General features: G+C 70.7%; 22 protein-coding genes. 17 read left to right on the top strand and 5 right to left on the bottom strand.

Going from position 1 to position 22,981, the window contains the following annotated elements; translation table 11 throughout:
• The first annotated feature begins 104 nt into the window (after positions 1-104).
• From hrcA to INT49_RS09910, 6 genes are all read left to right on the top strand, one after another.
• The gene (gene hrcA, locus INT49_RS09885) at positions 105-1,115 is read left to right on the top strand and encodes a heat-inducible transcriptional repressor HrcA (protein WP_193117566.1); all 1,011 of its coding nucleotides are present in this window, start codon (positions 105-107) and stop codon (positions 1,113-1,115) included.
• A gap of 126 nt (positions 1,116-1,241) precedes the next feature.
• Entirely contained in the window at positions 1,242-2,375 is a 1,134-nt protein-coding gene (gene dnaJ / locus INT49_RS09890; protein WP_193117567.1) for a molecular chaperone DnaJ, read from the top strand.
• A 9-nt stretch (positions 2,376-2,384) separates the two neighbouring features.
• Positions 2,385-3,173: a 16S rRNA (uracil(1498)-N(3))-methyltransferase gene (locus INT49_RS09895; RefSeq protein WP_193117568.1), complete on the top strand. Its 789-nt coding sequence runs from the start codon at positions 2,385-2,387 to the stop codon at positions 3,171-3,173.
• Positions 3,174-3,696: 523 nt separating this feature from the next.
• The gene (locus tag INT49_RS09900; RefSeq protein WP_193117569.1) at positions 3,697-4,737 is read left to right on the top strand and encodes an ABC transporter ATP-binding protein; all 1,041 of its coding nucleotides are present in this window, start codon (positions 3,697-3,699) and stop codon (positions 4,735-4,737) included.
• The gene (locus INT49_RS09905) at positions 4,734-5,561 is read left to right on the top strand and encodes an ABC transporter permease (protein ID WP_193117570.1); all 828 of its coding nucleotides are present in this window, start codon (positions 4,734-4,736) and stop codon (positions 5,559-5,561) included. Before INT49_RS09900 ends, INT49_RS09905 begins: the two co-directional genes overlap by 4 nt.
• A complete protein-coding gene (locus tag INT49_RS09910) occupies positions 5,554-6,411 on the top strand; it encodes an ABC transporter permease (protein WP_193117571.1) in 858 nt (285 codons plus the stop codon). The genes INT49_RS09905 and INT49_RS09910 overlap by 8 nt, the downstream gene beginning before the upstream one ends.
• A 78-nt stretch (positions 6,412-6,489) precedes the next feature.
• Here the strand turns inward: INT49_RS09910 and INT49_RS09915 are convergent, their stop codons facing one another.
• Positions 6,490-7,032, bottom strand: a complete 543-nt coding sequence (locus tag INT49_RS09915; RefSeq protein WP_193117572.1) for an NADPH-dependent FMN reductase — start codon at positions 7,030-7,032, stop codon at positions 6,490-6,492.
• 77 nt (positions 7,033-7,109) lie between these two features.
• Here INT49_RS09915 and INT49_RS09920 point away from each other — a divergent pair, with 77 nt between their 5' ends.
• The 6 genes from INT49_RS09920 to leuA all read left to right on the top strand — a co-directional run bounded on the left by INT49_RS09920 (position 7,110) and on the right by leuA (position 13,540).
• Complete coding sequence (locus tag INT49_RS09920) at positions 7,110-7,472, top strand: histidine triad nucleotide-binding protein (protein WP_193117573.1); 363 nt, start codon at positions 7,110-7,112, stop codon at positions 7,470-7,472.
• A 6-nt stretch (positions 7,473-7,478) separates the two neighbouring features.
• A complete protein-coding gene (locus INT49_RS09925) occupies positions 7,479-8,525 on the top strand; it encodes a PhoH family protein (RefSeq protein ID WP_193117574.1) in 1,047 nt (348 codons plus the stop codon).
• 70 nt (positions 8,526-8,595) lie between these two features.
• On the top strand, positions 8,596-9,057 hold the full coding sequence (gene ybeY, locus INT49_RS09930) for an rRNA maturation RNase YbeY (protein WP_193117575.1): 462 nt from the start codon (positions 8,596-8,598) through the stop codon (positions 9,055-9,057).
• A 73-nt stretch (positions 9,058-9,130) separates the two neighbouring features.
• On the top strand, positions 9,131-10,525 hold the full coding sequence (locus INT49_RS09935; RefSeq protein ID WP_193117576.1) for a hemolysin family protein: 1,395 nt from the start codon (positions 9,131-9,133) through the stop codon (positions 10,523-10,525).
• The gene (gene era / locus INT49_RS09940; protein ID WP_193117577.1) at positions 10,515-11,543 is read left to right on the top strand and encodes a GTPase Era; all 1,029 of its coding nucleotides are present in this window, start codon (positions 10,515-10,517) and stop codon (positions 11,541-11,543) included. The genes INT49_RS09935 and era overlap by 11 nt, the downstream gene beginning before the upstream one ends.
• A 179-nt stretch (positions 11,544-11,722) precedes the next feature.
• Positions 11,723-13,540 carry a 2-isopropylmalate synthase gene (gene leuA / locus INT49_RS09945; RefSeq protein ID WP_193117578.1) on the top strand — a complete coding sequence of 606 codons (1,818 nt, stop codon included), beginning with the start codon at positions 11,723-11,725 and terminating at the stop codon, positions 13,538-13,540.
• A 150-nt stretch (positions 13,541-13,690) separates the two neighbouring features.
• Here the strand turns inward: leuA and INT49_RS09950 are convergent, their stop codons facing one another.
• Entirely contained in the window at positions 13,691-14,764 is a 1,074-nt protein-coding gene (locus INT49_RS09950; RefSeq protein WP_319021572.1) for an EamA family transporter, read from the bottom strand.
• Between the two features lie 92 nt (positions 14,765-14,856).
• Between INT49_RS09950 and INT49_RS09955 the strand changes: the two genes are divergently transcribed.
• The 3 genes from INT49_RS09955 (at position 14,857) to INT49_RS09965 (ending at position 19,113) form a co-directional block, all read left to right on the top strand.
• Positions 14,857-15,783 carry a LysR family transcriptional regulator gene (locus INT49_RS09955; protein WP_193117579.1) on the top strand — a complete coding sequence of 309 codons (927 nt, stop codon included), beginning with the start codon at positions 14,857-14,859 and terminating at the stop codon, positions 15,781-15,783.
• A 169-nt stretch (positions 15,784-15,952) separates the two neighbouring features.
• Complete coding sequence (locus INT49_RS09960) at positions 15,953-18,295, top strand: M28 family peptidase (protein ID WP_226850147.1); 2,343 nt, start codon at positions 15,953-15,955, stop codon at positions 18,293-18,295.
• 50 nt (positions 18,296-18,345) lie between these two features.
• Entirely contained in the window at positions 18,346-19,113 is a 768-nt protein-coding gene (locus tag INT49_RS09965) for a methyltransferase domain-containing protein (protein ID WP_193117580.1), read from the top strand.
• 72 nt (positions 19,114-19,185) lie between these two features.
• Here INT49_RS09965 and INT49_RS09970 read toward each other — a convergent pair whose 3' ends face one another.
• Positions 19,186-19,965: an EcsC family protein gene (locus tag INT49_RS09970; RefSeq protein ID WP_226850149.1), complete on the bottom strand. Its 780-nt coding sequence runs from the start codon at positions 19,963-19,965 to the stop codon at positions 19,186-19,188.
• A gap of 191 nt (positions 19,966-20,156) precedes the next feature.
• Between INT49_RS09970 and recO the strand changes: the two genes are divergently transcribed.
• Positions 20,157-20,891 (top strand): DNA repair protein RecO, encoded by a 735-nt coding sequence (gene recO / locus INT49_RS09975; protein ID WP_193117581.1) that lies wholly within the window; start codon positions 20,157-20,159, stop codon positions 20,889-20,891.
• 93 nt (positions 20,892-20,984) lie between these two features.
• On the top strand, positions 20,985-21,797 hold the full coding sequence (locus tag INT49_RS09980; protein ID WP_193117582.1) for an isoprenyl transferase: 813 nt from the start codon (positions 20,985-20,987) through the stop codon (positions 21,795-21,797).
• Between the two features lie 89 nt (positions 21,798-21,886).
• Here the strand turns inward: INT49_RS09980 and INT49_RS09985 are convergent, their stop codons facing one another.
• Complete coding sequence (locus INT49_RS09985) at positions 21,887-22,474, bottom strand: DedA family protein (protein ID WP_404801947.1); 588 nt, start codon at positions 22,472-22,474, stop codon at positions 21,887-21,889.
• Positions 22,474-22,950, bottom strand: a complete 477-nt coding sequence (locus INT49_RS09990; protein ID WP_226850152.1) for a Fur family transcriptional regulator — start codon at positions 22,948-22,950, stop codon at positions 22,474-22,476. The genes INT49_RS09985 and INT49_RS09990 overlap by 1 nt, the downstream gene beginning before the upstream one ends.
• Between the last annotated feature and the right edge of the window lie 31 nt (positions 22,951-22,981).

Genomic DNA, 22,981 nt, shown 5'->3' on the forward strand with positions numbered 1-22,981 from the left:
GGGACGCGTAGGATTGGCACTCGGCGCGGGCAAGTGCCAGCGGTCCCGGTGGCTGCGGTCAGCCCCGTCGGATGAGACCCGAAGCATCGACGGAACGCAGGGAGGTGAGGGACACGGACGCCCGGAAGCTGCAGATCCTCGGCGCGATCGTCGAGGACTACGTCTCCACCCGTGAGCCCGTCGGCTCCAAGTCGCTGCTGGACCGCCATGAGCTCGGCGTCTCCGCGGCGACGGTGCGCAACGACATGTCCTCGCTCGAGGAGGAGGGGCTGATCCATCAGCCCCACACCTCGGCTGGCCGGATCCCGACCGACAAGGGATATCGCGCCTTCGTGGACCATGTCGCGACCGTCAAGCCGCTGTCGGCCCCCGAGCGCCGGGCCATCCGGACGCTGCTGGAGGACGCCGGCGACGTCGAGGAGCTGCTGGGCCGGACCGTGCGCCTGATGGCGCAGCTGACCCAGCAGGTCGCCATGGTGCAGTACCCGGCGCGGCGCCAGGCCCGCATCCGTCACGTCGAGCTGGTCAAGGTCGCCGACTCCCTGCTCCTGGTCGTGCTCATCACCGAATCCGGCCGGGTCGACCAGCGCACGGTCCCCGTGCTCTCACCCCGACCCACCGAGTTCTACGCCGACCTGCGCGATCAGCTCAACCGGGCCGTCTCCGGGCGTGAGGTCACCGACCTGCAGCGCCCGCTGACGGATCTCTGCGAGACCCTGCCGCTCGTCGACCGGGCGGCTGCCACCGAGGTGGCGGAGGCGCTCGCAGCCCTGGCCGCGACCCGCGCGGAGGACCGGATCATGCTGGCCGGAACCTCCAATATCGCTCGTTCGGCCCAGGACTTCGCCCGGGACGTGGAGCCGTTGCTCGACGTCCTGGAGGAGCAACTGGTGCTGATGCGTCTGTTCACCGAGATGCATGCCTCACCCGGTGCGGTCGAGGTGCGCATCGGATCGGAGCTGCGCGATCAGGCGCTGCACCAGGCGGCGCTCGTGGGCGCCGGCTACGGGGCAGGATCGCACCTCGCGATCCTCGGTCCCAGCCGCATGGACTACGTCGCCGGCATCTCGACCGTGCAGGCCATCGCCCGGTACGTGTCGCGCTATCTCGAATGACCCGGTGGCGCGCACGCATGGCGCCCCGGCTCCCCGCAGGACCCCACAGCATCCATCACTGACCGTGCCCGTCCGCCGCCTGCCGCGGCCCCGGGCGCCCCGACTCCCCGGTAAGGATCCTTCACCGTGAACGACGACTACTACGAGCTCCTCGGCGTCTCCCGCGACGCCTCGACCGAGGAGATCAAGAAGGCGTACCGGAAGCTCGCCCGGACCCTCCACCCGGACGTCAACCCCGACCCCGAGGCCTCCGAGCGCTTCAAGAAGGTCTCCCAGGCCTACGAGACCCTGTCCAATGCGGACAAGCGCCGCCAGTACGACATGGGCGGCGGCCCCGGCATGGGCGGTGGCGGCGGATTCGGCGGCTTCGGAGGCGGAGCCGGATTCGACGTCAACGACATCTTCGACATGTTCGCCGGGGCGACCGGCATGCGGGGTCGCAACCAGGGCCCCGTGCCCCGCCAGCGCCGTGGCGGAGATGTGCTGCGCCGGGTGAAGATCGACCTGCGCGACGTGGTCTTCGGCACCGAGAAGGAGGTCTCCTTCCGCACCGCGGTGCTCTGCGAGCACTGCCACGGTGCCTGCGCCGAGCCCGGCACCAGCCCCACCCGATGCACGGCCTGCAACGGCAGCGGCCACGTCCAGCGCGTCGCCCAGTCACTCCTGGGCCAGATGGTGACCATGGCGCCATGCCCCACCTGCGAGGGCCACGGCGACGTCATCGAGACCCCTTGCACCGGCTGCTCCGGCCACGGCCGCACACCGTCCGAACGCTCCGTCACCGTGCGCATCCCCTCCGGCGTCGAGAACGGCACCCGGATCCAGCTGCGCGGCGAGGGCGAGACCGGTGAGGCCGGCGGCCCCTCCGGTGACCTCTTCGTGGAGCTCGCCGTCGCCGAGCACGAGATGTTCGTGCGTGACGGGGAGGACCTGGTGATCACCATGGCCGTGCCGATGACCTCGGCGGCGCTCGGCGCGACCATCCCGCTGGAGACCTTCGACGGCACCCAGGAGATCGATGTGAAGCCGGGCGCTCAGCCCGGGGACGAGATCACCCTCAAGGGCCTCGGCGTCACCCCGCTGCGCCGCGAGCGCCGCGGCGACGTGCGCGTCGTGCTCGATGTCGCCGTGCCCACGACGCTCAGCGACGAGGAGCGTGAGCTGCTCCAGCAGTTCGCGGATCTGCGAGGCGACGAGACCACACGGCGCAAGGGCCACGGTCCCTTCGCCAAGCTCCGCGACCGCCTGCGCGACCTCTGAGGCGCTGATATGCCCACCACCCCGCCCGGGTTCCTGATCCTCGACGCCGCTCTCGAGACGGCGCGCGAGGGCGACACGCTGACCCTGGGTGGGGACGAGGGCAAGCACGCCGCCAAGGTGGCCCGGATCGGGGTGGGGGAGCAGATCCTGCTCACCGACGGCCCGGGTCGCCAGGTGCTCGCCGAGGTGACCGTGGCCCGCAAGGAGGCCCTCGACCTGCGTCTGCTCGAGGAGCCGTCGCCTGCTGTCCAGCGCCTGCCGAGGCTGGCGCTCGTGCAGGCGCTCGCGACGGGCGGTCGCGACGAGCAGGCCGTCGAATCCGCCACCGAGCTCGGGGTGGACCGGGTGGTGCCGTGGATCGCCCGGCGCTCCGTCTCGGTGTGGCGGGGCGACAAGCTCGTCAAGGGGCGTGCCCGCTGGACCGGCACGGTACGGGCCGCTGTGAAGCAGTGCCGTCGGCCCGGGATCCCCGCGGTCGACGCCCCTGTCACGACCCGCGAGCTCGTCGCCGATCTGCGTGAGCGCTCCGCCGCCGGCACCCTCGTGCTGGTCCTCCACGAGCAGGAGTCCGTGGGTCTCATGGAGCTCGCCGACGAGCTGTGGGCCGCGAGCGAGCACGGGGTCGAGGAGATCGTCGTGATCGTGGGCCCCGAAGGCGGCATCGCCCCCGAGGAGCTCGACTCGCTGCGCGAGGCCGGAGCCCGCTCGGTGCTGCTGGGCCCCGAGGTGCTGCGCTCCTCGACCGCAGGGCCCGCGGCGCTCGCGGTGCTCAGCGGGCTCCTCGGCCGCTGGGGCTGAGCCTTTCTCGCCCTGCCCTGAGCTTCCATCGCCTAGCGCGCGTCGCCGCTCAGATCGGAGCTCGGACGTCTCGCACGCCCCGAATCCCTCGATTCGTGTCGCTCGTGGGACGTTTCTGAGGAATCGGTGCTGAGGAATCGGTGCTGGGGAATGCGTGCTGTGAGGCGAGCAGGGGCTGTGGTGCCGTTTTCCCTCGATTCGTGTCGCTCGTGGGACGTTTCTGAGGAATCGGTGCTGGCGGCGTCTGGCTCGGGGTGAGCAGGGGCTGTGGTGCGGTTTTCCTTCGATTCGTGTCGCTCGTGGGATGTTTCTGAGGAATCGGGACAGAGGTAGGGGCAGAGGTGGGGAGCGACGCCGGGACGTCGCGTCGTCGGTCCGCGTGAGGCCCGTGCCGCGGCACGGGTCCCTCCGACCCCTGTTCGCCGTGTGAGGCAGGCCACGGTTGTGTAGTGTCATCCGCTATGCGCCGCGTCGACACCTGCCACGAGTCCCCGGCGACCGCTGATGGGTCCGGTGAGCGGCGATGATCCTCGCCGAGAACCTGGTCAAGGAGTTCAGCAGGCCCCGTCGGGTCGAGGGCAGGATGTCCGGCCTGCGATCCTTCTTCAGCACACAGAAGATCACCACGCGAGCGGTCGACGACATCTCCCTGCGCATCGACGACGGGGAGATCGTGGGCTATCTCGGCCCCAACGGCGCCGGGAAGTCCACCACCATCAAGATGCTCACCGGCATCCTCGTGCCCACGTCCGGACGCATCGAGGTCGAGGGGATCGTGCCCTGGAAGGACCGGCGCACCAACGCCCGCACCATCGGTGCCGTGTTCGGCCAGCGCACCCAGCTGTGGACCGATCTTCCGCTGCGGGAGTCCTTCGACCTGATCGCGAAGCTCTACGGGCTCTCGCCCGAGGACTATCGCCGATCGCTCGACGTCTTCGTGGACCTGCTGGACATGGGCCCCTTCCTCGACACCGCCGTGCGGTCGCTGTCGCTCGGGCAGCGGATGCGCGGGGACATCGTGGCCGCGATGCTGTACCGGCCGCCCGTGCTCTACCTCGACGAGCCCACCGTCGGACTCGACGTGGTCGCCAAAGCGCGGATCCGGGACTTCATCGGGGAGCAGAACCGCTCCGAGGGGACGACGGTGCTGCTGACCACGCACGACATCTCCGATATCGAGCAGCTCGCCCGGCGCGTGATCATCATCGACGAGGGCCGGATCCTCTACGACGGCGGGCTGGACAGCCTCCGGGCCCGCTACGCGCCCTTCCGAGAGATCCAGGTGAGCGCCCCCGAGATCCCGGAGTCCCTCGAGATCGAGGCGCTCACGCTGACCACCCTGGTCCCGGCCGGTGAGGAGATGCGCGCGACGTTCCGCTTCGATCCGGCGCAGATCCCGGCACCGGCGGCGATCGGCCGGCTCACCGCCGCGCTGGAGATCACTGATCTGTCCTCCCGCGAGCCGAGTGTCGAGGACGTGATCCGCCGGATCTACACCGACCGCGGGATCGAACCGCCTGTGGAACCGGCCGCCGCGGGACCGGGCGCCCCGGGACAGCGGTGAGCGCCCCCGCGCAGCGGCTGTCCGCTCCGCAGGTCCGCGTCGCGCTGCGGGCCTCGGTGGGCCATGCGGCGCGGTCCCAGTTCGCCTTCCGGGCCTCGACCTGGACCGGGATCGTGGCCTGCGTGCTCCAGGTGATCCTCGTGCACCTCGTGTGGACCGCCGTCTACGGCGGGCGTCCGGACGTCGCGGGCGTCGCCCAGGTCGACGCGGTCACCTATGCCGTGCTCGGTGTGCTCACCACCACGCTGTTCCAGCCGTTCATGTTCGACTCCCTGCTGGGGAGGCTGCGCACCGGGGCCATCGCCTTCGACGTCATGCGGCCCGTCTCCGCCGTCCCCGTGGCGCTGGCCCGGCAGCTGGGCGGCACGATCGCGCAGCTGCCGGCAGCGGTCGCGGCCCTCGTCGTAGGCCTGGCGCTCGGCGCGATCGCCCTGCCCGGCTCCTGGGCCTCCGGCCTCGCGTGCCTGCTGTCGCTGGTCCTCGGATTCGCGATCGCCCTGATCGTGAACTTCACCGTGGGGCTCGTGGGCTTCTGGACTCTGGAGACCGGCGGCGCCTTCCTCATCTACCGGATGCTCGCGCAGTTCTCCTCGGGCGCCCTGATCCCGCTGTGGTTCATGCCGGACTGGCTCACCGGCATCCTCACCCTGCTGCCGTTCTCCGCCCAGGTCTTCGTCCCGCTGTCGATCTACGTGGACCGAGATCCCGGCTGGCACACCGTGCAGGCGATCGGGCTGCAGGCCCTGTGGATCGCGATCCTGCTCGCCCTGGCAGCCCTGGTGTGGCGGCGAGCGATCCGCCGGCTGGTGATCTTCGGTGGCTGAGATCCCGATGACCCTGGACGACGGCCCCCGCCGGTCCCTCGCCCGTTCCGTCCCGACCTGGCGCACCTACGGCATCCTGCTGGGGGCGACCTGGCGCAGCATGCGCGTGCACCGCATGAACCTGATCCTCACCTTCCTGGGCAGCGCCGCGCTCCAGGGAACCCAGCTCGCCTTCATCGGTGTGCTGCTGGGAGCGTTCGGCACCATCGCCGGCTGGGACGTGGCCGAGGTGGCCTTCCTCTACGGCCTGCGGCTCACGGCGCACGGCGTATGCACCATCAACTTCGGGCAGCACCGTGCCAGCGCCCAGGTGGTGCGCAACGGCGACTGGGACCGCTATCTGCTGCGCCCGGCTCCGCCGCTGCTCCAGCTGCTCACCCGCTTCTTCAACCCCGGGACGATCGGGGACCTCGTGCTGGGCGTCTCGATCCTGTGCGTCGCAGCGACCGCGATCGATATCCGCTGGACCCCGTGGATCGTGCTGTACGTGGCGCTCGCGGCGATCAGCGGCGGGCTGGTCGAGGCCGGCCTGCAGATCGGGATCTCCGGTCTCGACTTCACGATGGGGCCCACGACCCGCGTGAAGGACACCATCGACCGGGTGCTGACGGATTTCGGCGCGTATCCGATGACGATCTTCGGTACCGCGGGCGCCTGGCTGCTGACCTTCCTGCTGCCGCTCGCGTTCATGGCCTATCTCCCGGCCGCGCTCGTGCTCGATCATGCCGAGGAGCTGGTCGTGCCGCTGTGGCTGGCCCAGCTCTCGCCGGTCGTGGGCCCGTTGGTGCTCATCGGCGGGATCGCGGTCTTCCGGTATCTCTCGAGGTACTACGCGAGCCCCGGGCACTGAGCAGCTGGTCCGGGGCCCCGGGCACGAGAAGACCCCGCCGACGCGATGCGCCGACGGGGCCCGGAGAACGGGGTCGGATCAGCCGACCGGAGCGAGCGCTGCCTGCTCGAGGGCGGCGAAGGCCTCCTCGAGGGCGGCGGACTTCTCCTCGGTGACGAACAGCTCGCCCTCGACCGAGAGGTCCTCGCGGAAGCCGAGGCCGATGCTGCCGATCACCTCGGCGTCCAGACGACGCATGAGGGCCTCCAGGAGCGGGAGCACCTCGCCCGCGGCGCCCCAGCCGTAGCCGACGAGCAGGGTGGGCAGCGCCGACCATTCGGCATAGAGGAAGTCGATCGCGTTCTTCAGGGCGCCGGGGTAGGAGCCGTTGTACTGCGGGGTGAGGATCACCACGGCATCCAGGGCGGCGATCCGCTCGCCCCAGGTGCGTCCGTGATCGGTGGTCTTCTCCGCACCGGACTTCGGGCTGGTGGGCTCGTCGAAGGACGGCAGGGCCACGTCGCGCAGGTCGATGAGGTCGAGGTCGAACCGGTCGCCGGCGGACTCGGCGACCCACCGGGCCACCTTCTCCCCGACGCGGTTGGGGCGGGCGCTGCTGATGATGATGCCAAGTGTCGTCATGATGCTTAAAACTTCTCATATCAGTCCCGGACTCCCAAACGGGATGTGCGCAGACTCGCTCCCGTAGACTTCCCGCTATGGGAAACACTGCTGCCGCACCGTCGGATCCGGACTGCGTCTTCTGCCGGATCGTGGCCGGGGAGATCCCGGCGGAACTGGTCCACGAGGACGATCAGGTGATCGCCTTCCGTGACCAGGCTCCGCAGGCTCCCGTGCATGTGCTCGTCGTCCCGCGAGAGCATCGCCGCGACGTGCTCGAGCTCGTCGAGCAGCCGGAGCTGCTGGGGCATATCGCCTCCGTCGGCGGAAAGATCGCCTCTGACCTGGGCGATAATGACTTCCGCATGATCTTCAACACCGGCGCCCATGCCGGACAGACCGTATTCCACGTGCACGCGCACGTCCTGGCGGGCGGGCCGCTCGCAGAAGGAGAGATGTGACGGATCTTGGCTGATGCCCTGACCCCGACGCCCGGCCGCGCCCCCGAGGTGCTGGAGCGGAAACTGGCGATCCCAGACGATCTGAGTCCGTTCCAGGTGCTCGGTGAGAACGATCAGGCACTGGCGGCGCTCGAGGATGCGGTGCCCGACACAGATGTTCATGTGCGCGGTCACGAGGTCATCCTGCGCGGCACCCAGGACGCCCTGCGGCGCTCCGAGCACATCATGCGCAGCCTCATCGACCTTGCCGGCACCGGTCAGGCCGTCACCACCGAGGTCGTGCAGCGCGCCGCGAACCTCTACGGCGACGACCGCGGTTCGGGCCAGAAGCTCGAGAAGGTGCTCTCGCGCACGGTGCTGTCCTCCCGGGGGCGCACGATCCGGCCCAAGACGCTGGGCCAGCAGAAGTACATCGAGACGATCGAGTCCTCGACGATCACCTTCGGCATCGGCCCCGCCGGCACCGGCAAGACGTACCTCGCCGTGGCGATGGCGGTCCAGCAGCTGCTAAACAAGCAGATCACCCGGATCATCCTCACCCGGCCCGCCGTCGAGGCGGGGGAGAAGCTGGGCTTCCTGCCCGGGTCCCTCAACGAGAAGATCGATCCGTACCTGCGGCCCCTCAACGACGCGCTGCACGACATGCTCGACCCGGACTCGATCCCGCGCCTCATGGCCGCGGGGACGATCGAGGTCGCGCCGCTGGCCTATATGCGTGGGCGCACCCTGAACGACGCCTTCATCATCCTGGACGAGGCGCAGAACACCACACCCGAGCAGATGAAGATGTTCCTCACCCGCCTCGGGTTCAACTCCACCATGGTGGTCACGGGCGATGTCACCCAGGTCGACCTCCCGGGCTCCCAGCAGAGCGGCCTGCGGGTCGTCGAGCAGGTGCTCTCGGGGATCGACGACATCTCCTTCTGCCGGCTCTCCTCCCGGGACGTCGTGCGCCACAGCCTGGTCAGCGACATCGTCGATGCCTACGGCCGCTGGGAGATCCGCCCCGGCGGCAGCAGGGACTCGCGCCATCGTGGCTCCACCGCGACCTGATCCCGGACCGGCCGTCGATCACCGATCCCCGAGCATTGAGCACCGAGAACCGAGAGCTGAGCAGCCAGACATGACCATCGAGATCCGCAACGAGACCACCTACGTCGTCGACGAGAACGAGTTCGTCGACTGCGCCCGCTTCGTCTTCGAGGCGATGCACCTCAACCCGGCCACCGAGATGTCGATCCTCTTCGTCGATGAGGACGCGATGGAGAAGCTCCACGTGCAGTGGCTGGACCTTCCGGGGCCGACGGACGTCATGAGCTTCCCGATGGACGAGCTCACGCCCGGCAGCGCCGAGCATCCCGCTCCGGAGGGCCTGCTCGGCGATGTCGTGCTGTGCCCGAGCGTCGCCGCGAAGCAGGCCGCCGAGGCCGGGCACAGCGCCGTCGAGGAGATGCTGCTGCTGACCTGCCATTCGATCCTGCACCTTCTGGGCTATGACCACATGGAGGAGGACGAGCGGAAGGTCATGTTCGACCTCCAGCGCCAGCTGCTGCTGACGTTCCTCGCCTCCCGGGGGAAGAGCTGAGCGCCATCGCCATGCCTGATCAACCTCCGCAGCGCGCCCTCGGCATGAGCAGTCCGGACAGAGCGGGCCTCCCATGCTGAGCACCGCGCTGCTCGTCCTCATCCCGCTGGGCCTGGCCTCGCTGGTCGTCTCGTCCCTGCTGATGGCCGTGGACGGCGCCTACCTCACGGTCTCCCGCGGTGCGCTGGAGAAGAGCCTGGCCGAGCATCCCGAGTCCGTGCGGACCCGGGTGCTCGGCCAGCACTCCGACACCGCCCGCACCCTCCTGTCCGTGTCGCTCGGGAGGATGCTCGCCGAGGCGGTGACCGTCACCGCGATCGCCGGCATCGCCTTCATGGGGGCCGACCGTCTCGGGATCGGCGCCAGCTGGCTCGCGCCGACGGTGGTGACCGTCGTCGGGGCTGCGCTGCTGCTGCTCGTGATCCTCGTGATCTCGCCGCGCACGATCGGCCGCAGCCGCCCCGAATCGGTGCTCATCTCGAGCCGCTCCGTGGTCGCTGCGGCGCGGGGAGCGCTCTGGCTGCCGGTGAGCGCGCTGACCGCGGTCGGCGCGAACCTCGCCGCCCGTCCCGGCGCGCAGGACCGAGCCGAGGACGGCGCCGAGAAGGCCCGCCAGAACGTGGACCGCGCCCTCGAGGACGAGCACGTCCAGGACGGCGAGCGGGACATGATCCAGGGCGTCTTCGAACTGCGCGATCGGATGGTGCGCGAGCTGATGGTGCCGCGCACCGACATGGTCGCCCTCTCCTGCGATGCCTCTGCCGAGTCGGCGGTCCAGCTGTTCGTGCGCTCGGGCTTCTCCCGGATCCCGGTCATCGGCGAGAGCGTCGACGACCTGCAGGGGATGCTGTACGTCAAGGACGTCATGAAGGCGATCCACGCTCCCTGGGACCCGCGCCCGGAACGTCCGGTCTCCGAGATCATGAGGCCGGCGCGCTTCGTACCGGAGTTCGTCATGGCCGACGAGGTGCTGCGGCAGATGCAGACCAGCCACGTGCACATCACCATGGTGGTGGACGAGTACGGAGGGGTCTCCGGCATCGTCACGATCGAGGACATCCTCGAGGAGATCGTGGGCGAGATCGCCGACGAGCACGATCCCGCCGAACCCGAGATCGAGGACCTCGGCGAGGGCCGCTACCGGGTCCCCGCCCGGGCCGGGCTGTCAGAGGTCGGGGATCTGTTCGACCTCGAGCTGGACGACGACGACATCGACAGCGTGGGCGGGCTGCTCGGCAAGGTGACCGGCCGCGTGCCGATCGTCGGCTCCCGCGCCGAGGCCTTCGGCCTGGTGCTCGAGGCGGAGAGCACCTCGGGGCGCCGCCGGCGGCTGAGCACCGTGATCGTCTCCCGGGTGAAGGACGCGCACGACGTGCACGACGCGCAGAACCCGCAGGACGCACAGGATGTACAGCACGCGCAGGACGACATGCATGACGCCGATCAGGAGACCGCAGATGACCGATGACCTCGACCCCACCAGCCCGGACGCCGGAGCCCCCGTCCAGCCCGACGCGCTCAGCGGGCCGGACGACCGGTCGGCGGACGGCGAGCGGCCGACGCACCGCTCGGGCTTCGTCGCCCTCGTGGGCCGGCCCAACGTCGGCAAGTCGACCCTGACCAACGCGCTGGTGGGGGAGAAGGTCGCGATCACCTCCAGCAAGCCGCAGACCACCCGTCGCGCCATCCGCGGCATCGTCACCGGTGAGGACGCCCAGATCATCCTCGTGGACACTCCGGGCGTGCACCGCCCCCGCACCCTGCTCGGCGAGCGGCTCAACGATCTGGTGCGCGAGACCCTCGGCGAGGTCGACGTGGTCGGGTTCTGCCTGCCCGCGGATCAGAAGATCGGCCCCGGTGACCGCTTCATCGCCGAGGACCTTGTCGAGATGCGCACGGGCCGACGCGGACCGCGCGTGGTCGCGGTCGTGACCAAGACCGACCTCGTGAACCGCGACCTGCTGGCCCAGCACCTGACGGCCGTGGACCAGCTGATGGACTTCGACGAGATCGTCCCGATCTCCGCCGTGAAGGGCGAGCAGATGGACGTGCTGCTCGAGGTGATCGCGAAGCAGCTGCCCGACGGGCCGCAGCTGTACCCGGACGACCAGCTCACCGAGGAGTCGCGTGATGATCGCATCTCCGAGCTGATCCGCGAGGCGGCCCTCGAGGGCGTGCGCGAGGAGCTGCCCCACTCGATCGCCGTGGTGGTCGAGGAGGTCGTGGAGACGGACCCCGACGACCCCTTCGTGCACGTCGAACCAGGAGAGGGCCGGCTCGTGGTGCGCGCGACCCTCTTCGTCGAGCGCGACAGCCAGAAGGGCATCATCATCGGCAAGGGCGGCTCGCGTTTGAAGGAGGTCGGCACCCAGGCTCGCGGGGAGATCAACCACCTCATCGGCCGCAAGGTGCACCTGGACCTGCGCGTCAAGGTCGCCAAGGAGTGGCAGCGCGATCCCAAGCAGCTGGGCCGCCTCGGGTTCTGACCCGGCTCCGGCGTTCGCATGGTGAGCGGATCCTGACGGCCGCGGCGACGGTGCTACCGTGGCGCTCATGCGTGGATCGCTGCTTCTGCTTAGCCGCCGCGACGGGACCTGAACGCCGGGACCCCGCCGCGGCTGACGTTGTGTCCGGCGACCGGTACCCCAGCGAGAAGGACCCCCTGATGACTGAATCCACCACCACCACCACCGCCCCTGCCATCGCCGCCGTCGGCGACCCCGCGGAGCCCGTCGTCGGCCCCACCGGCGAGGCCCCCCAGCAGCCCTCCGGCATGCCGATCCACAAGTACCTGCCCTTCCACGAGCAGATCCGCGTGGAGCTCCCGGACCGCACCTGGCCCACCCGCCGGATCACCCGCGCCCCCCGCTGGTGCGCCGTGGATCTGCGCGACGGCAACCAGGCCCTCATCGACCCCATGAACGCCGAGCGCAAGCTGCGGATGTTCGAGCTGCTGGTCGCGATGGGCTACAAGGAGATCGAGGTCGGGTTCCCCGCCGCGTCCGCGACGGACTTCGACTTCGTGCGCACCCTCATCGACGAGGACCGCATCCCCGAGGACGTCTCCATCCAGGTCCTCACCCCGTCCCGCGAGCACCTGATCGAGCGCACCTACCAGGCGATCGCCGGCGCCCCGCGCGCCGTCGTCCACCTGTACAACTCCACCTCGGTGGTCCAGCGCGACGTCGTCTTCCGGGCGGACGAGGACGCGGTGCTCGACATCGCCGTCCAGGGCGCGCTGCTGTGCAAGAAGTACGAGGAGACGATCCCGGACACGCAGATCACCTACCAGTACTCGCCGGAGTCCTACACCGGCACCGAGCTCGAGTACGCCCTGCGGGTGTGCAACGCGGTCATCGACATCGTGAAGCCCACGCCCGAGGACAAGATGATCGTCAACCTGCCGGCGACGGTGGAGATGGCCACGCCCAACGTCTACGCCGACTCGATCGAGTGGATGCATCGGAACCTCGATCGTCGCGACTCCCTCGTGCTGTCGCTGCACCCGCACAACGACCGCGGCACCGGCGTCGCGGCCGCGGAGCTCGGCTACCTGGCCGGCGCCGATCGGATCGAGGGCTGCCTGTTCGGCAACGGGGAGCGCACCGGCAACGTGGACCTGGTGACCCTGGGCCTGAACCTGTTCAGCCAGGGCGTCGACCCGCAGATCGACTTCTCCGACCTCGACGAGGTGCGTCGCACCGTCGAGCACTGCAACCAGATGCCGGTCCCCGAGCGCAGCCCCTACGGCGGCGACCTCGTGTTCACCGCCTTCTCCGGCTCCCACCAGGACGCCATCAAGAAGGGTCTGGAACGGATGGAGTCCGACGCGGAGAAGGCCGGCAAGGCGCTCGACGATCTGGTGTGGCGCGTGCCGTACCTGCCCGTGGACCCCAAGGACCTGGGCCGCTCCTACGAGGCCGTGATCCGCGTGAACTCCCAGTCGGGCAAGGGCGGGATGGCCTACCTGCTGCGCACCGAGCACGGCCTGGATCTGCCGCGTCGCCTGCAGATCGAGTTCTCCGGGATCGTGCAGCAGCGCACGGACTCCGACGGCGGCGAGGTGAGCCCGGACCAGCTCTGGGACGCCTTCACCGACGAGTACCTGCCCGCCACCGACGAGGCACGTCGCTGGGGCCGCTTCGCGATCACGTCCATCCATCAGGAGTCCACCGGCGAGGGCGCGGACCGCATCACGGTCACGCTCGTGGTCGACGGCGAGGAGCACACGGTCACGGGCATCGGCAACGGTCCGCTGGACGGCTTCGTCAAGGCCCTCGCCGAGCGCAAGATCGACGTGCGGATCCTCGACTACGCCGAGCACGCGCTGACCGAGGGAGACGATTCGCTGGCCGCCTCGTACATCGAGTGCGAGATCGGGGACCGGATCTTCTGGGGCGTGGGCATCGACGGCTCGATCACCCGTGCCTCGCTCGAGGCGATCATCTCGGCCCTGAACCGCGAGCACCGCGTCCAGCGCTGAGACCCGGCGCGGGCCCCGAGCGGCCGGTGCCCGCCCTCGGCGGGTCGTGTTCCGCCCTCCGAGGGACCGGCGCCCGTTCTCCGCGGGCGTGCCTCCCGTGATGTCGTGGAAGGTGCCGCTGAGCTGGCACCTTCCACGATGTGGCCCGGCTCAGTGCCGCCCGGTGTCGGTGCCGAACGCTCCGGGCGCCTCGTCGGCCCCCAGCCCCTCCTCGGGGAACACCACGGGCATCTCCCCGGTCAGGGTCGCGTGGGTCGGTGTGGGAAGCTCCCATCCGGGCTCCTCGTCGACCGGCTGGGGCTGGTCGGGAGCGGCGCCCCGGGCGGTGAGGGTGATGCCCACGCTCGCACCCACGACGAGCAGCGCGGCGGCGATGCGCAGGGCCGTCGCGTCCTGGCCGATCAGGAGCACCCCGGCGAACAGAGCGATGACCGGCTCGAGGCTCAGGAGGATCCCGAACACGTGGCGGGGGAGCCGTCGCAGCGCCGCGAGCTCGAGGGTGTACGGCAGCACCGAGGCGAGCAGCGCCGTGCCCACGGCGAGGCCGAGCAGACGCAGATCCACCAGACCCGCGACCGCTCCGGGGGCACCCAGCGGGAGCACCACGAGGGCGCCGACGGCCATGGCCACGGCGAGACCGTCCTGTCCGGGCACGAGACGTCCCACACGGGCGCTGCACAGCACGTACATTCCCCAGAACACGGCGGCGATCAGGGCGAACAGCACGCCGATGCCGTCCAGTGCGGTGTCGCCGGTGAGGGACTCCAGACCGAACAGGCTCACGCCGCCGAGGGCGAGCACCACCCACAGCAGATCGGTGCGGCGCGTGGAGAGCACGGCGGAGACGGCCAGCGGTCCGAGGAACTCGATCGCGACCGCGGTGCCCAGCGGAATGCGGCTGATCGACGCGTAGAAGGCGCCGTTCATCGCACCGATGGCGCCACCGAACAGGAGCACGGCGATCCACTGCTCGCGGGTGAAGCGGTGGAGCTTGGGCCGCACGATCACGAGCAGCACGAGGGCCGCGATGCCGAGGCGCAGGGAGGTGGTGCCCCAGGGGCCGAGCTCAGGGAAGAGCTGGGTGGCCAGGGCCGCTCCGAACTGGAGCGAGATACAGGAGCCGAGGATGAACATCACCGGGGTCAGCGGCACCCCGGAACCACCACGGGGTGCACCCGTGACCGGGGCCGATCCGGTGGAGGCAGGAGAAGCAGAGATCGTCACGCCTCCACTGTGGGGCCTCGCATCCGATCTGGTCCAGCGAATGTTTCCGACGTGTACCGTGAAGCAATGCTTAACGTCGAGAAGAGGGCGCGATGCTGAACCTCCATCGCCTGTTCCTGATGCACGAACTGCGCAGGTTGGAGACGATGTCGGCGGTCGCCAAGGCCCACTCGATGTCGCCCTCGGCGGTGTCCCAGCAGCTCTCCCACCTGGAGCGGGAGACCAAGGTCACCCTGTTCGAGCAGGCTGGCCGACGGGTCATCCTGACCGATGCGGGCATGCAGCTGGCCCGGCGCGCCGAGGAGATGCTCAGCCTGCTCGAGGCCACCGAGGCCGAGCTCGAGATGGCGCAGGGCGAGGCGAGCGGGGTGCTGCGCGTCGCCTCCTTCCAGACGCCGCTGATCGCACTCGCCCCGGCCACGGTGAGCATCCTCGAGCAGCGCCATCCCGAGCTCCGGATCGAGCTCGCCCAGCGCGAGGTCGAGGCGGCGTACGAGGGCCTCCTGGCGCATCGCTTCGAGGTGATCCTGGGCGAGGACTATCCCGGGGGCCGACGGGTCGTGCGGCGCGGCACCGACCGGGAGGACCTGCTCCGGGACCCGCTGCTGCTGGTGCTGCCGGACTCCGGTCCCTGGTCCGTGCCCGGCTCCCTCGCGGAGCTGGCCGATGCACCCTGGGCGCTGGACCCCGAGGACACCCGCACCGGGGACTGGGCGCGCACCTATCTGCGCGCCGCCGGCGTCGAGCCCCGAGTCCGCTTCGACACCCCGGACCCGCTCCTGCAGGTGCACCTGGTGCGCTCCGGCCATGCGGTTGCCTTCCTCCCGGGCATCATCGCCTCCGAGCACCTCGGTGGGACCCGACCTCTGCGGCTGCCCGGTGACCCTCACCGGTCCCTCTACACCGCGGCCCGGGCCGGGGCGGCGGGCCAGCCCGCGCTGCTGGCCTTCCGAGCCGCCCTGCTCGAGGCCGGTGGGACGCTCAGCGATCTGCACGCCCTGGATCGACTCGAGCGCTGAGCCCCCCCCCCCCCCGAGCAGTTCTCGGCGGAAGGACGGCAAGGCGGAAGGGCGAAGGGAAGGAGCGACGGGGAGGGCAGGTCTCGGAACCGCAACGGAATCCAGCACGACGGCGTTTCTCCATCGCAAGGAGGAGGCAGAAGCGGCGTCGCCCCTGTACACACGTGGTATGACGATGCGCAGCGGTCCCGACATCCCTGACCCGACCGGGCCCGAGCGACCACAGGCTGACCCGGACCAGGAGGACGAATCGTCGGCAGAGCCCAGCAGGTCCGGCGCCGCGAGGGCCCGTGCGCAGCGGCCGGGCCGCGGACGGTCCCTCCTCGTGCGCGGGCAGATTCCTCTGCTCCTGGTGGCGCTCGCCCTCGTGGTCGCCCTGGGCTTCGCCTCGCGCGGCGTCACCGCGGCGCAGGGGACGGATGCCCCGGCGGACGTCTTCAGTGCCGCACGTGCCTCCCAGGCGGCCGCAGCGGTCGTGGCCGAGCCGCGTCCCGTCGGGTCGGCGGCGAACGCCCGTGCCCACGAGGAGCTCGCTGACCAGCTGACAGAGCTCGGCTTCACGACCGACACCCAGGAGTCGATCGGGCTGCGCGCGATGGACGACGAGGGGGTCGCTGGGTATACCCGGAACCTCCTCGGAGTACGGCCCGGCACGGACCCCACCGGCACCATCGTCCTGGCGACGCACATCGACTCGGTCCCCCGCGCTCCCGGAGCGGCGGACGCCGGCGTCGGCGTCGCCACGATCCTCGAGTCGATCCGTGCGCTCGGACCGGAGGCTCAGCGCAACGATCTGGTGGTGCTCCTGGTCGACGGGGAGGAGCGCGGACTGCTGGGCGCGCAGGCGTACCTCGATGAGCGGGCCGAGGAGCTGACGCCCCCGGTGGTCGTGCTGAACCACGAGGCCCGCGGCATCTCCGGTCGCCCTGTGGTGACCCGGACGAACGGGCCGATGCACGACGTGCTCGGCGCGATGCCCCACCCCGAGTTCGAATCCTTCACCGATGCCCTGTTCGAGATCATCCCCAACGACACCGACTTCACCGTCTATCGTGCGGCCGGCTGGTGGGGGATGGACATGGCGATCATCGACGACGCGTGGGCGTATCACAGCCCCCAGGACGACGCCGCGCACCTCGATCAGAACTCGCTCCAGCATTATGGGGATCTGACCCTCGCGCTCACCCGTGACCTGGCGGGCAGGGACCTGGGCGCGCTGGAGGAGGGGTCGGGCGGGGACCCGGTGCAGACCACAGCCCCGTGGGGGATCGTCGGCATCCACCCGCTGCTGCTGACCGTGCTCGCTCTGTGCGCACCCATCGCGCTGCTGGCCGTGATCCTCGTGGAGCGCCGACGGGGACGGCTCACGCTGCTCGGCGTCGCGCTCGGGGTCGTCGCCGGGACGCTCGGCCTGGCCCTCGCGGTCGCGGCGGCGGTCGTGACCTGGCAGCTCGCCTCCGCCGCGACGCCGCAGATGCTCTCGCAGACGACCCGCGAACCGGTGCGCGCCGAGCTCTTCCTCCTCGCCGATCTCGTGGCCGGTGCGGTGGGGGTCGCCTGCTGCTGGGTGCTGGCGCGCCTTCTCATCGGTCGCGCGGCGCTGCTCACCGGCGCAGGACTCGCCATGACGGCGCTGCTCGCCGCACTGGCCCTCTATTCACCCGCGCTGGGCAGCTCGATGATCCCGCCCGCGATCCTCGCCGCCGCCGGGGCCCTGCTGGCGACGATGCTCCCCGCCGGCCCCGCGCTCGCGATCCGGGTGCTCGCCCTGCTGCCGACGGCGTGGATGCTCGGCACGCAGGTCTCCGCCCTCATGGAGTTCGGCATCGCCTCGTCCGCCGGCGGTCTCGCCGGGACCGCCGTGGTCGGGCTCGGAGCGGCGGCGCCGCTGTTCCTCGGACGCGGCGACGCCTCCCTCCCCTCCCGGCGACCGCATCGGCTCCTGATCCCGGTGCTGCCCGCCGTGATCACCGTCGGCCTCGTGGTCGGAGGCACCGCGTGGACCCAGGCCGCACCGGAACCGGTCCAGGAGCGGGTGGACGCGCACGTCGACGGCGCGACGGGAGCGACCACCTGGGAGGCGTCCGGGACGACCGCCTGGGGGCAGGCGCTGGATGGCGTCTCGGCCACCTCGGACGTGCCGCTGCCCATGATCGAGGTCGCCGATGCTGCGGGGACGCCGTCGACGGACGGCACGCGGCGCGTCCGGCTGCTCATCACCTCCCCGCGCGAGGCCGCTCAACTGGAGCTCAGCCCGAGCGTCGGGGGTCTCGAGGACGTGAGCATCGACGGGCGCAGTCTGGAATCGGGGAATCCCCTGACCGGGGTGCAGATCGTCGGTGTCCCGCAGGGGGAGGCCGTCACGGTGGAGGCGACCGTCCCCGAGAGCGCCGAGCTCACACTCCTGGAGACCACCTATGATCCGTCGATCGCCGGCGGGTGGAAGGCCCCGGGCGACGACGTCTCCCTCATGCAGCCGCGGGTCCAGGTGGCACTCGACGTCCCGCTCTGAGCCGGGTATCTTGAGATCAAGATAATTCTCGACGGTCGGAGGCCGCAGCGATGGTGCACACCTGGAGCCCGGAGCAGTACCTGAAGTTCGGCGACGAGCGCGGGCGCCCGTTCGTGGATCTCACCGCGCGGATCGGCGCCATCTCGCCCGGTCTCGTCGTCGACCTCGGCGCCGGCCCCGGCACCCTGACCGCCCAGCTCGCCGAGCGCTGGCCGTCGGCCGAGGTGCTCGCGGTCGACGCGAGCCCGCAGATGGTCGCCCGGGCCCAGGAGGTCCCCGGCATCGGGGCGCAGCGAGGGGACGTGCGCAGCTGGGAGCCTCCGCGCGGGGTCGACGTGCTGGTCACCAACGCCATGCTGCAATGGGTCCCCGGGCACCTGGAGCTGCTGCCGCGCCTGGTCGCCATGCTCGCCCCCGGCGGCTGGCTGGCGATGCAGGTGCCCGGCAACTTCGAGGAGCCCAGCCACTCGATCAGGCGGCAGCTCGCGGCGCAGCAGCCTTATGCCCGCCACCTCGACGGGGTCGATCACCCCGCCTCCCATGATGCCGCCACCTACCTCCGCGCGCTGGGGCAGCTGGGCCTCGAGGTGGACGCCTGGGAGACGACCTATCTGCACGTGCTGCACGGGCCGGATCCCGTCTTCGAGTGGGTCAGCGGCACCGGGGCCCGGCCCACGCTCCAGGCCCTGCCCGAGGCGCTGCTCCCGGCCTTCGAGGCCGAGTTCAAGGAGCGCCTGCGCCGTGCCTATCCTGACGAGGGCGGCGGCGTCATCCTCCCGTTCCGCCGGATCTTCGCGGTGGCCCGCAAGCCCGCCTGACCGGCCGCAGTCACCTGGCAGGCCGCGGGCGCCTGGCAGGTCCCGGGCGCCTGGCAGGTCCCGTCGACCAGCTCAGCGCACCGGCGGGAACGTCCGCTGCGCGGCCTTCGCGATCTTGTTCAGCTGGGCACGGTCCGCGATCGCGCCGAGCACACCGCCGAGCCCCGGGATCGCCTTGCCGAACAGCCGCGCCGACCGCAGGCCGAACTTGCGCAGGATGCGACCGCCGATCGCGCTCGCGACGGCGGACTCGGTGCTGCGGGGCAGGCGCTTGGCGACGGTACGGGTCGCGGCGCCGGCGATGGGTCCGAGCCCGATGTTCTTGAGCACGTCCCCGGACTCCTCACCCAGGAGGGAGGCGAGCACGCGCACCCGGATCTCCTCGTCGTCGAGGTCGTAGCCGCGCACCACGGCGATCGCGCCGACCATGCGAGTGGACTGGGCGTAGAACTCCACGACGTTCGTGGGCAGCAGCACGGGCAGCGTGAAGATGCCTCCGAGCCCGGTGAGGAACCCGGCGATCGTGACGCCGCGCCGATGGCGACGCACCAAGCGTCGCACCGCCTTCTCGGGGCGCTTGCGGGCACGGCCACGCTGCGCACGCTTCGCGACGTCCTGCGCCGAGGAGAAGGTCAGCTTCCCGTCCAGGCCGATGTCGCGGAACATCTCGACCATGCGCTGCAGCGCGCTCCCGTCGGAGCCGCCCTTGCCCGAGCGGGCCTCCTTCATGGCCTCCCGAGCGGTCGCTTTCGTCCTGTCGTCACGGTTCAGCATCCCGAGGATCCCCATGGCGTCTCCCTCCCGGTCGTGGTCCGACGTCCCTTCCGGGGCGACGGCTGGTGACGCCATCATGCACGTCCTGGCCCCGCAGCGTCACCGATCCGACCACTCGGTGCGGCCCAGGTGCGGCTCCGGTGCGGTCCTGGTGGGGTGCCGATGCGGTGCCGACACGGATCTGCGGGCTCCGGGGTGACGGACCTCCTGGCCGACACCGTCCCTGCCTGCAGCCAGGAGTCACCACCCCGCCGTAGGCTCGAGGGACCATGCAGCAGAAGCTCTACCGAGACGATGCGATCGTCCTGCGCACCCATCCCCTGGGTGAGGCCGATCGCATCATCACGCTTCTCACCCGGCGGCACGGCAAGGTCCGCGCCGTCGCCAAGGGTGTGCGCCGCACCGGCAGCCGTTTCGGTGCGCGGCTGGAGCCGTTCACCCTGGTCGACGTGCAGCTGCACACCGGTCGCAGCCTGCACACCGTCACCCAGGTCGTCGCGATCGAGGCCTTCGCCATCGGGATCAGCGCCGACTACAGCCGCTTCACGGCCGCGAGCGCGATGCTCGAGACCACCGACCGGCTCACCGACGAGATGGTGGACCCCAACCAGCGCGGCTTCCTCATGCTCGTCGGCGCGCTGCGGGCGATGTCGGAGGGCCGTCTCGCCCCGCCGCTGGTCCTGGACTCGTTCCTGATCCGCACCCTCGCCGTCTCCGGATGGGCCCCTGAGCTGTCCGTCTGCGCGACCTGCGGGGCACCGGGCCCGCACCATGCCCTCGACATCCGCGCCGGTGGCCTGGTGTGCACCGCCTGTCGTCGTCCCGGGGCCATCGCCGTGCGACAGTCCACGATCGAGCACATGATCTTCCTGCTCGCCGGCGACTGGGACAATGTCGTCACGGCCGACGAGACCGTCATGCAGGAGGCGGGCCGGCTGATCACCGACACGATCACGTGGCACCTCGAGCGCTCGGTGCGCTCCCTGAGCTACGTCGAACGCTGAGACCCCGACTGCTGAGACCCTGATCTCTGAGACCCCGAACGCTGCGGCAACGTCCGCCGACCGTCCGCCCGCGAGACCCCCTGGAGGCCACCGATGCCCGGCGCACCCGTTGCTGCATACGACGAGCCGTTCGAGCACCCCAGCGGTGCGCGCCCGCCGTCGTTGCCGACCCCCACGATCCCCGGCCACGTCGCCGTGGTGATGGACGGCAACGGTCGCTGGGCGAACCGACAGGGGCTCCCGCGCACAGCAGGCCATGAGGCGGGGGAGGCGGCCCTGCTCGACGTCGTCGCCGGTGCGCTGCAGATCGGCGTGACCCATCTGTCGGCCTACGCCTTCTCCACCGAGAACTGGAAGCGCTCCCCGGAGGAGGTGCGCTTCCTGATGGGCTTCTCGCGCTCGGTGCTGCGCCGCCAGCGCGACACCCTGAACTCCTGGGGCGTGCGGATCGTGTGGATCGGCCGCGAGCAGCGCCTGTGGGGCAGCGTCATCAAGGAGCTGCGCGAGGCCGAGGAGCTCACGCGCACCAACTCCCGGATGACGCTCTACATGTGCGTGAACTACGGCGGCCGCGCCGAGATCATCGATGCCGTGCGGGAGATCGCCGAGGAGGCCCGCTCCGGGCGCCTGCGCGGGCGCGGCATCAACGAACGCACCCTCGCCCGCCACCTCGCCGACCCCGACATGCCCGACGTGGACCTGTTCCTGCGCACCAGCGGGGAGCAGCGCACCTCGAACTTCCTGCTGTGGCAGTCCGCCTACGCCGAGCTCGTGTTCGTGCCGGAGCTGTGGCCCGATGTGGACCGTGTGGTGCTGTGGCGCGCGATCACGGAGTACGCCCGGCGCGATCGTCGGTACGGGGGAGCGGTCGATGTCCCCGGCGCTGCGGAGGTCGACCCCGCCTGAGGGCAGGGTCCGAGCCCGAGCACGGCCCGAACACGACCTCGACCACGACCATGAGCCCGAGTGGGTGCGAGCGGGGTCGGGTCGTCGTCTCAGGAGGCCTGATCCGTGCTGCGGCCGGCGTCCGGATCCCTGCCATCGGACGCCGCATCCTGCTCGTCGGCGGGCTCCGTGGCGATGTCATCGACGGGCGTGACGTCATCCGCGGGGGCGAGCATCCCGCCGGCGAGGCGCCGATGGCGCAGCAGCATCGCGATGAGCACCACGATCAGGGCGAGCACCGCGACCGCGGCCCACGGTGACCGCAGGAACAGCTCCAGCCAGGCGGCGAAGGCCACCAGGCCGATGGTGGCGTAGATGAACGCCCAGGCGGCGCCGCCGATCGCGAGCGCCGGCAGATACCGCCGGAGCGGCATCCCGGTGAGGCCCGCAGCGGCGTTGACCGCGGTCTGGAAGCCGACGGTCAGGAAGCTGAGGGCGACGACGGGCGCGCCCCAGCGGTTGACGATCTCCGTGGCCCGCTCCACCCGCGGGGAATCGAGGAAGGCGGCGATCCGTCCCCGATGGGCGACCCGACGGGCGCCGCGGCCGAGGGCATAGGTCGACCCGGCGCGCAGCCAGATCACCACGTACAGCACGCCCATCGCCTGGAGCAGCGGCAGCGACTCCACCCAGTCCATCATCGCCGAGGGGCCCCGCCGTCAGCCGGCTCGTCCTGGACCTGCTCGCCCTCGACCTGTTCGCTCCCGACCGACTCGCCCTCGACCTGTTCGGCGCCACCGTGGTCGGTGCACAGACCGAACACCTCGAGGGTGTGATCGAGGTCGGTGAAGCCGTGCTCCCGGGCGATGGCGGTCATGGCGCTCTCGAGCTTGGGCGCGAGGAACTCGACGGTGCGACCGCACTCCCGGCACACGAGATGGTGATGATGCCCGGTGTCCTCGCACTGGCGGTACAGCGACTCCCCGTCGCCGGCGACCAGCACGTCGAGCCGACCGGAGCGGCTGAGGGCCTGCAGGTTGCGATACACGGTGGCCAGGCCCACGGTCTCGCCGTCGGCCCGCATCTGCTCGTGGATCTGCTGGGCGCTGCGGAAGTCGTCCTGTCGGGCGAGCGTCTCGAGGATCGCGGAGCGCTGGCGGGTGTTCCGTTGCATGCCTCGATTGTCTCCCATGTCGGTCGGGACC

The organism is Brachybacterium tyrofermentans (assembly GCF_014897585.1).
GTDB classification, from domain to species: domain Bacteria; phylum Actinomycetota; class Actinomycetes; order Actinomycetales; family Dermabacteraceae; genus Brachybacterium; species Brachybacterium tyrofermentans.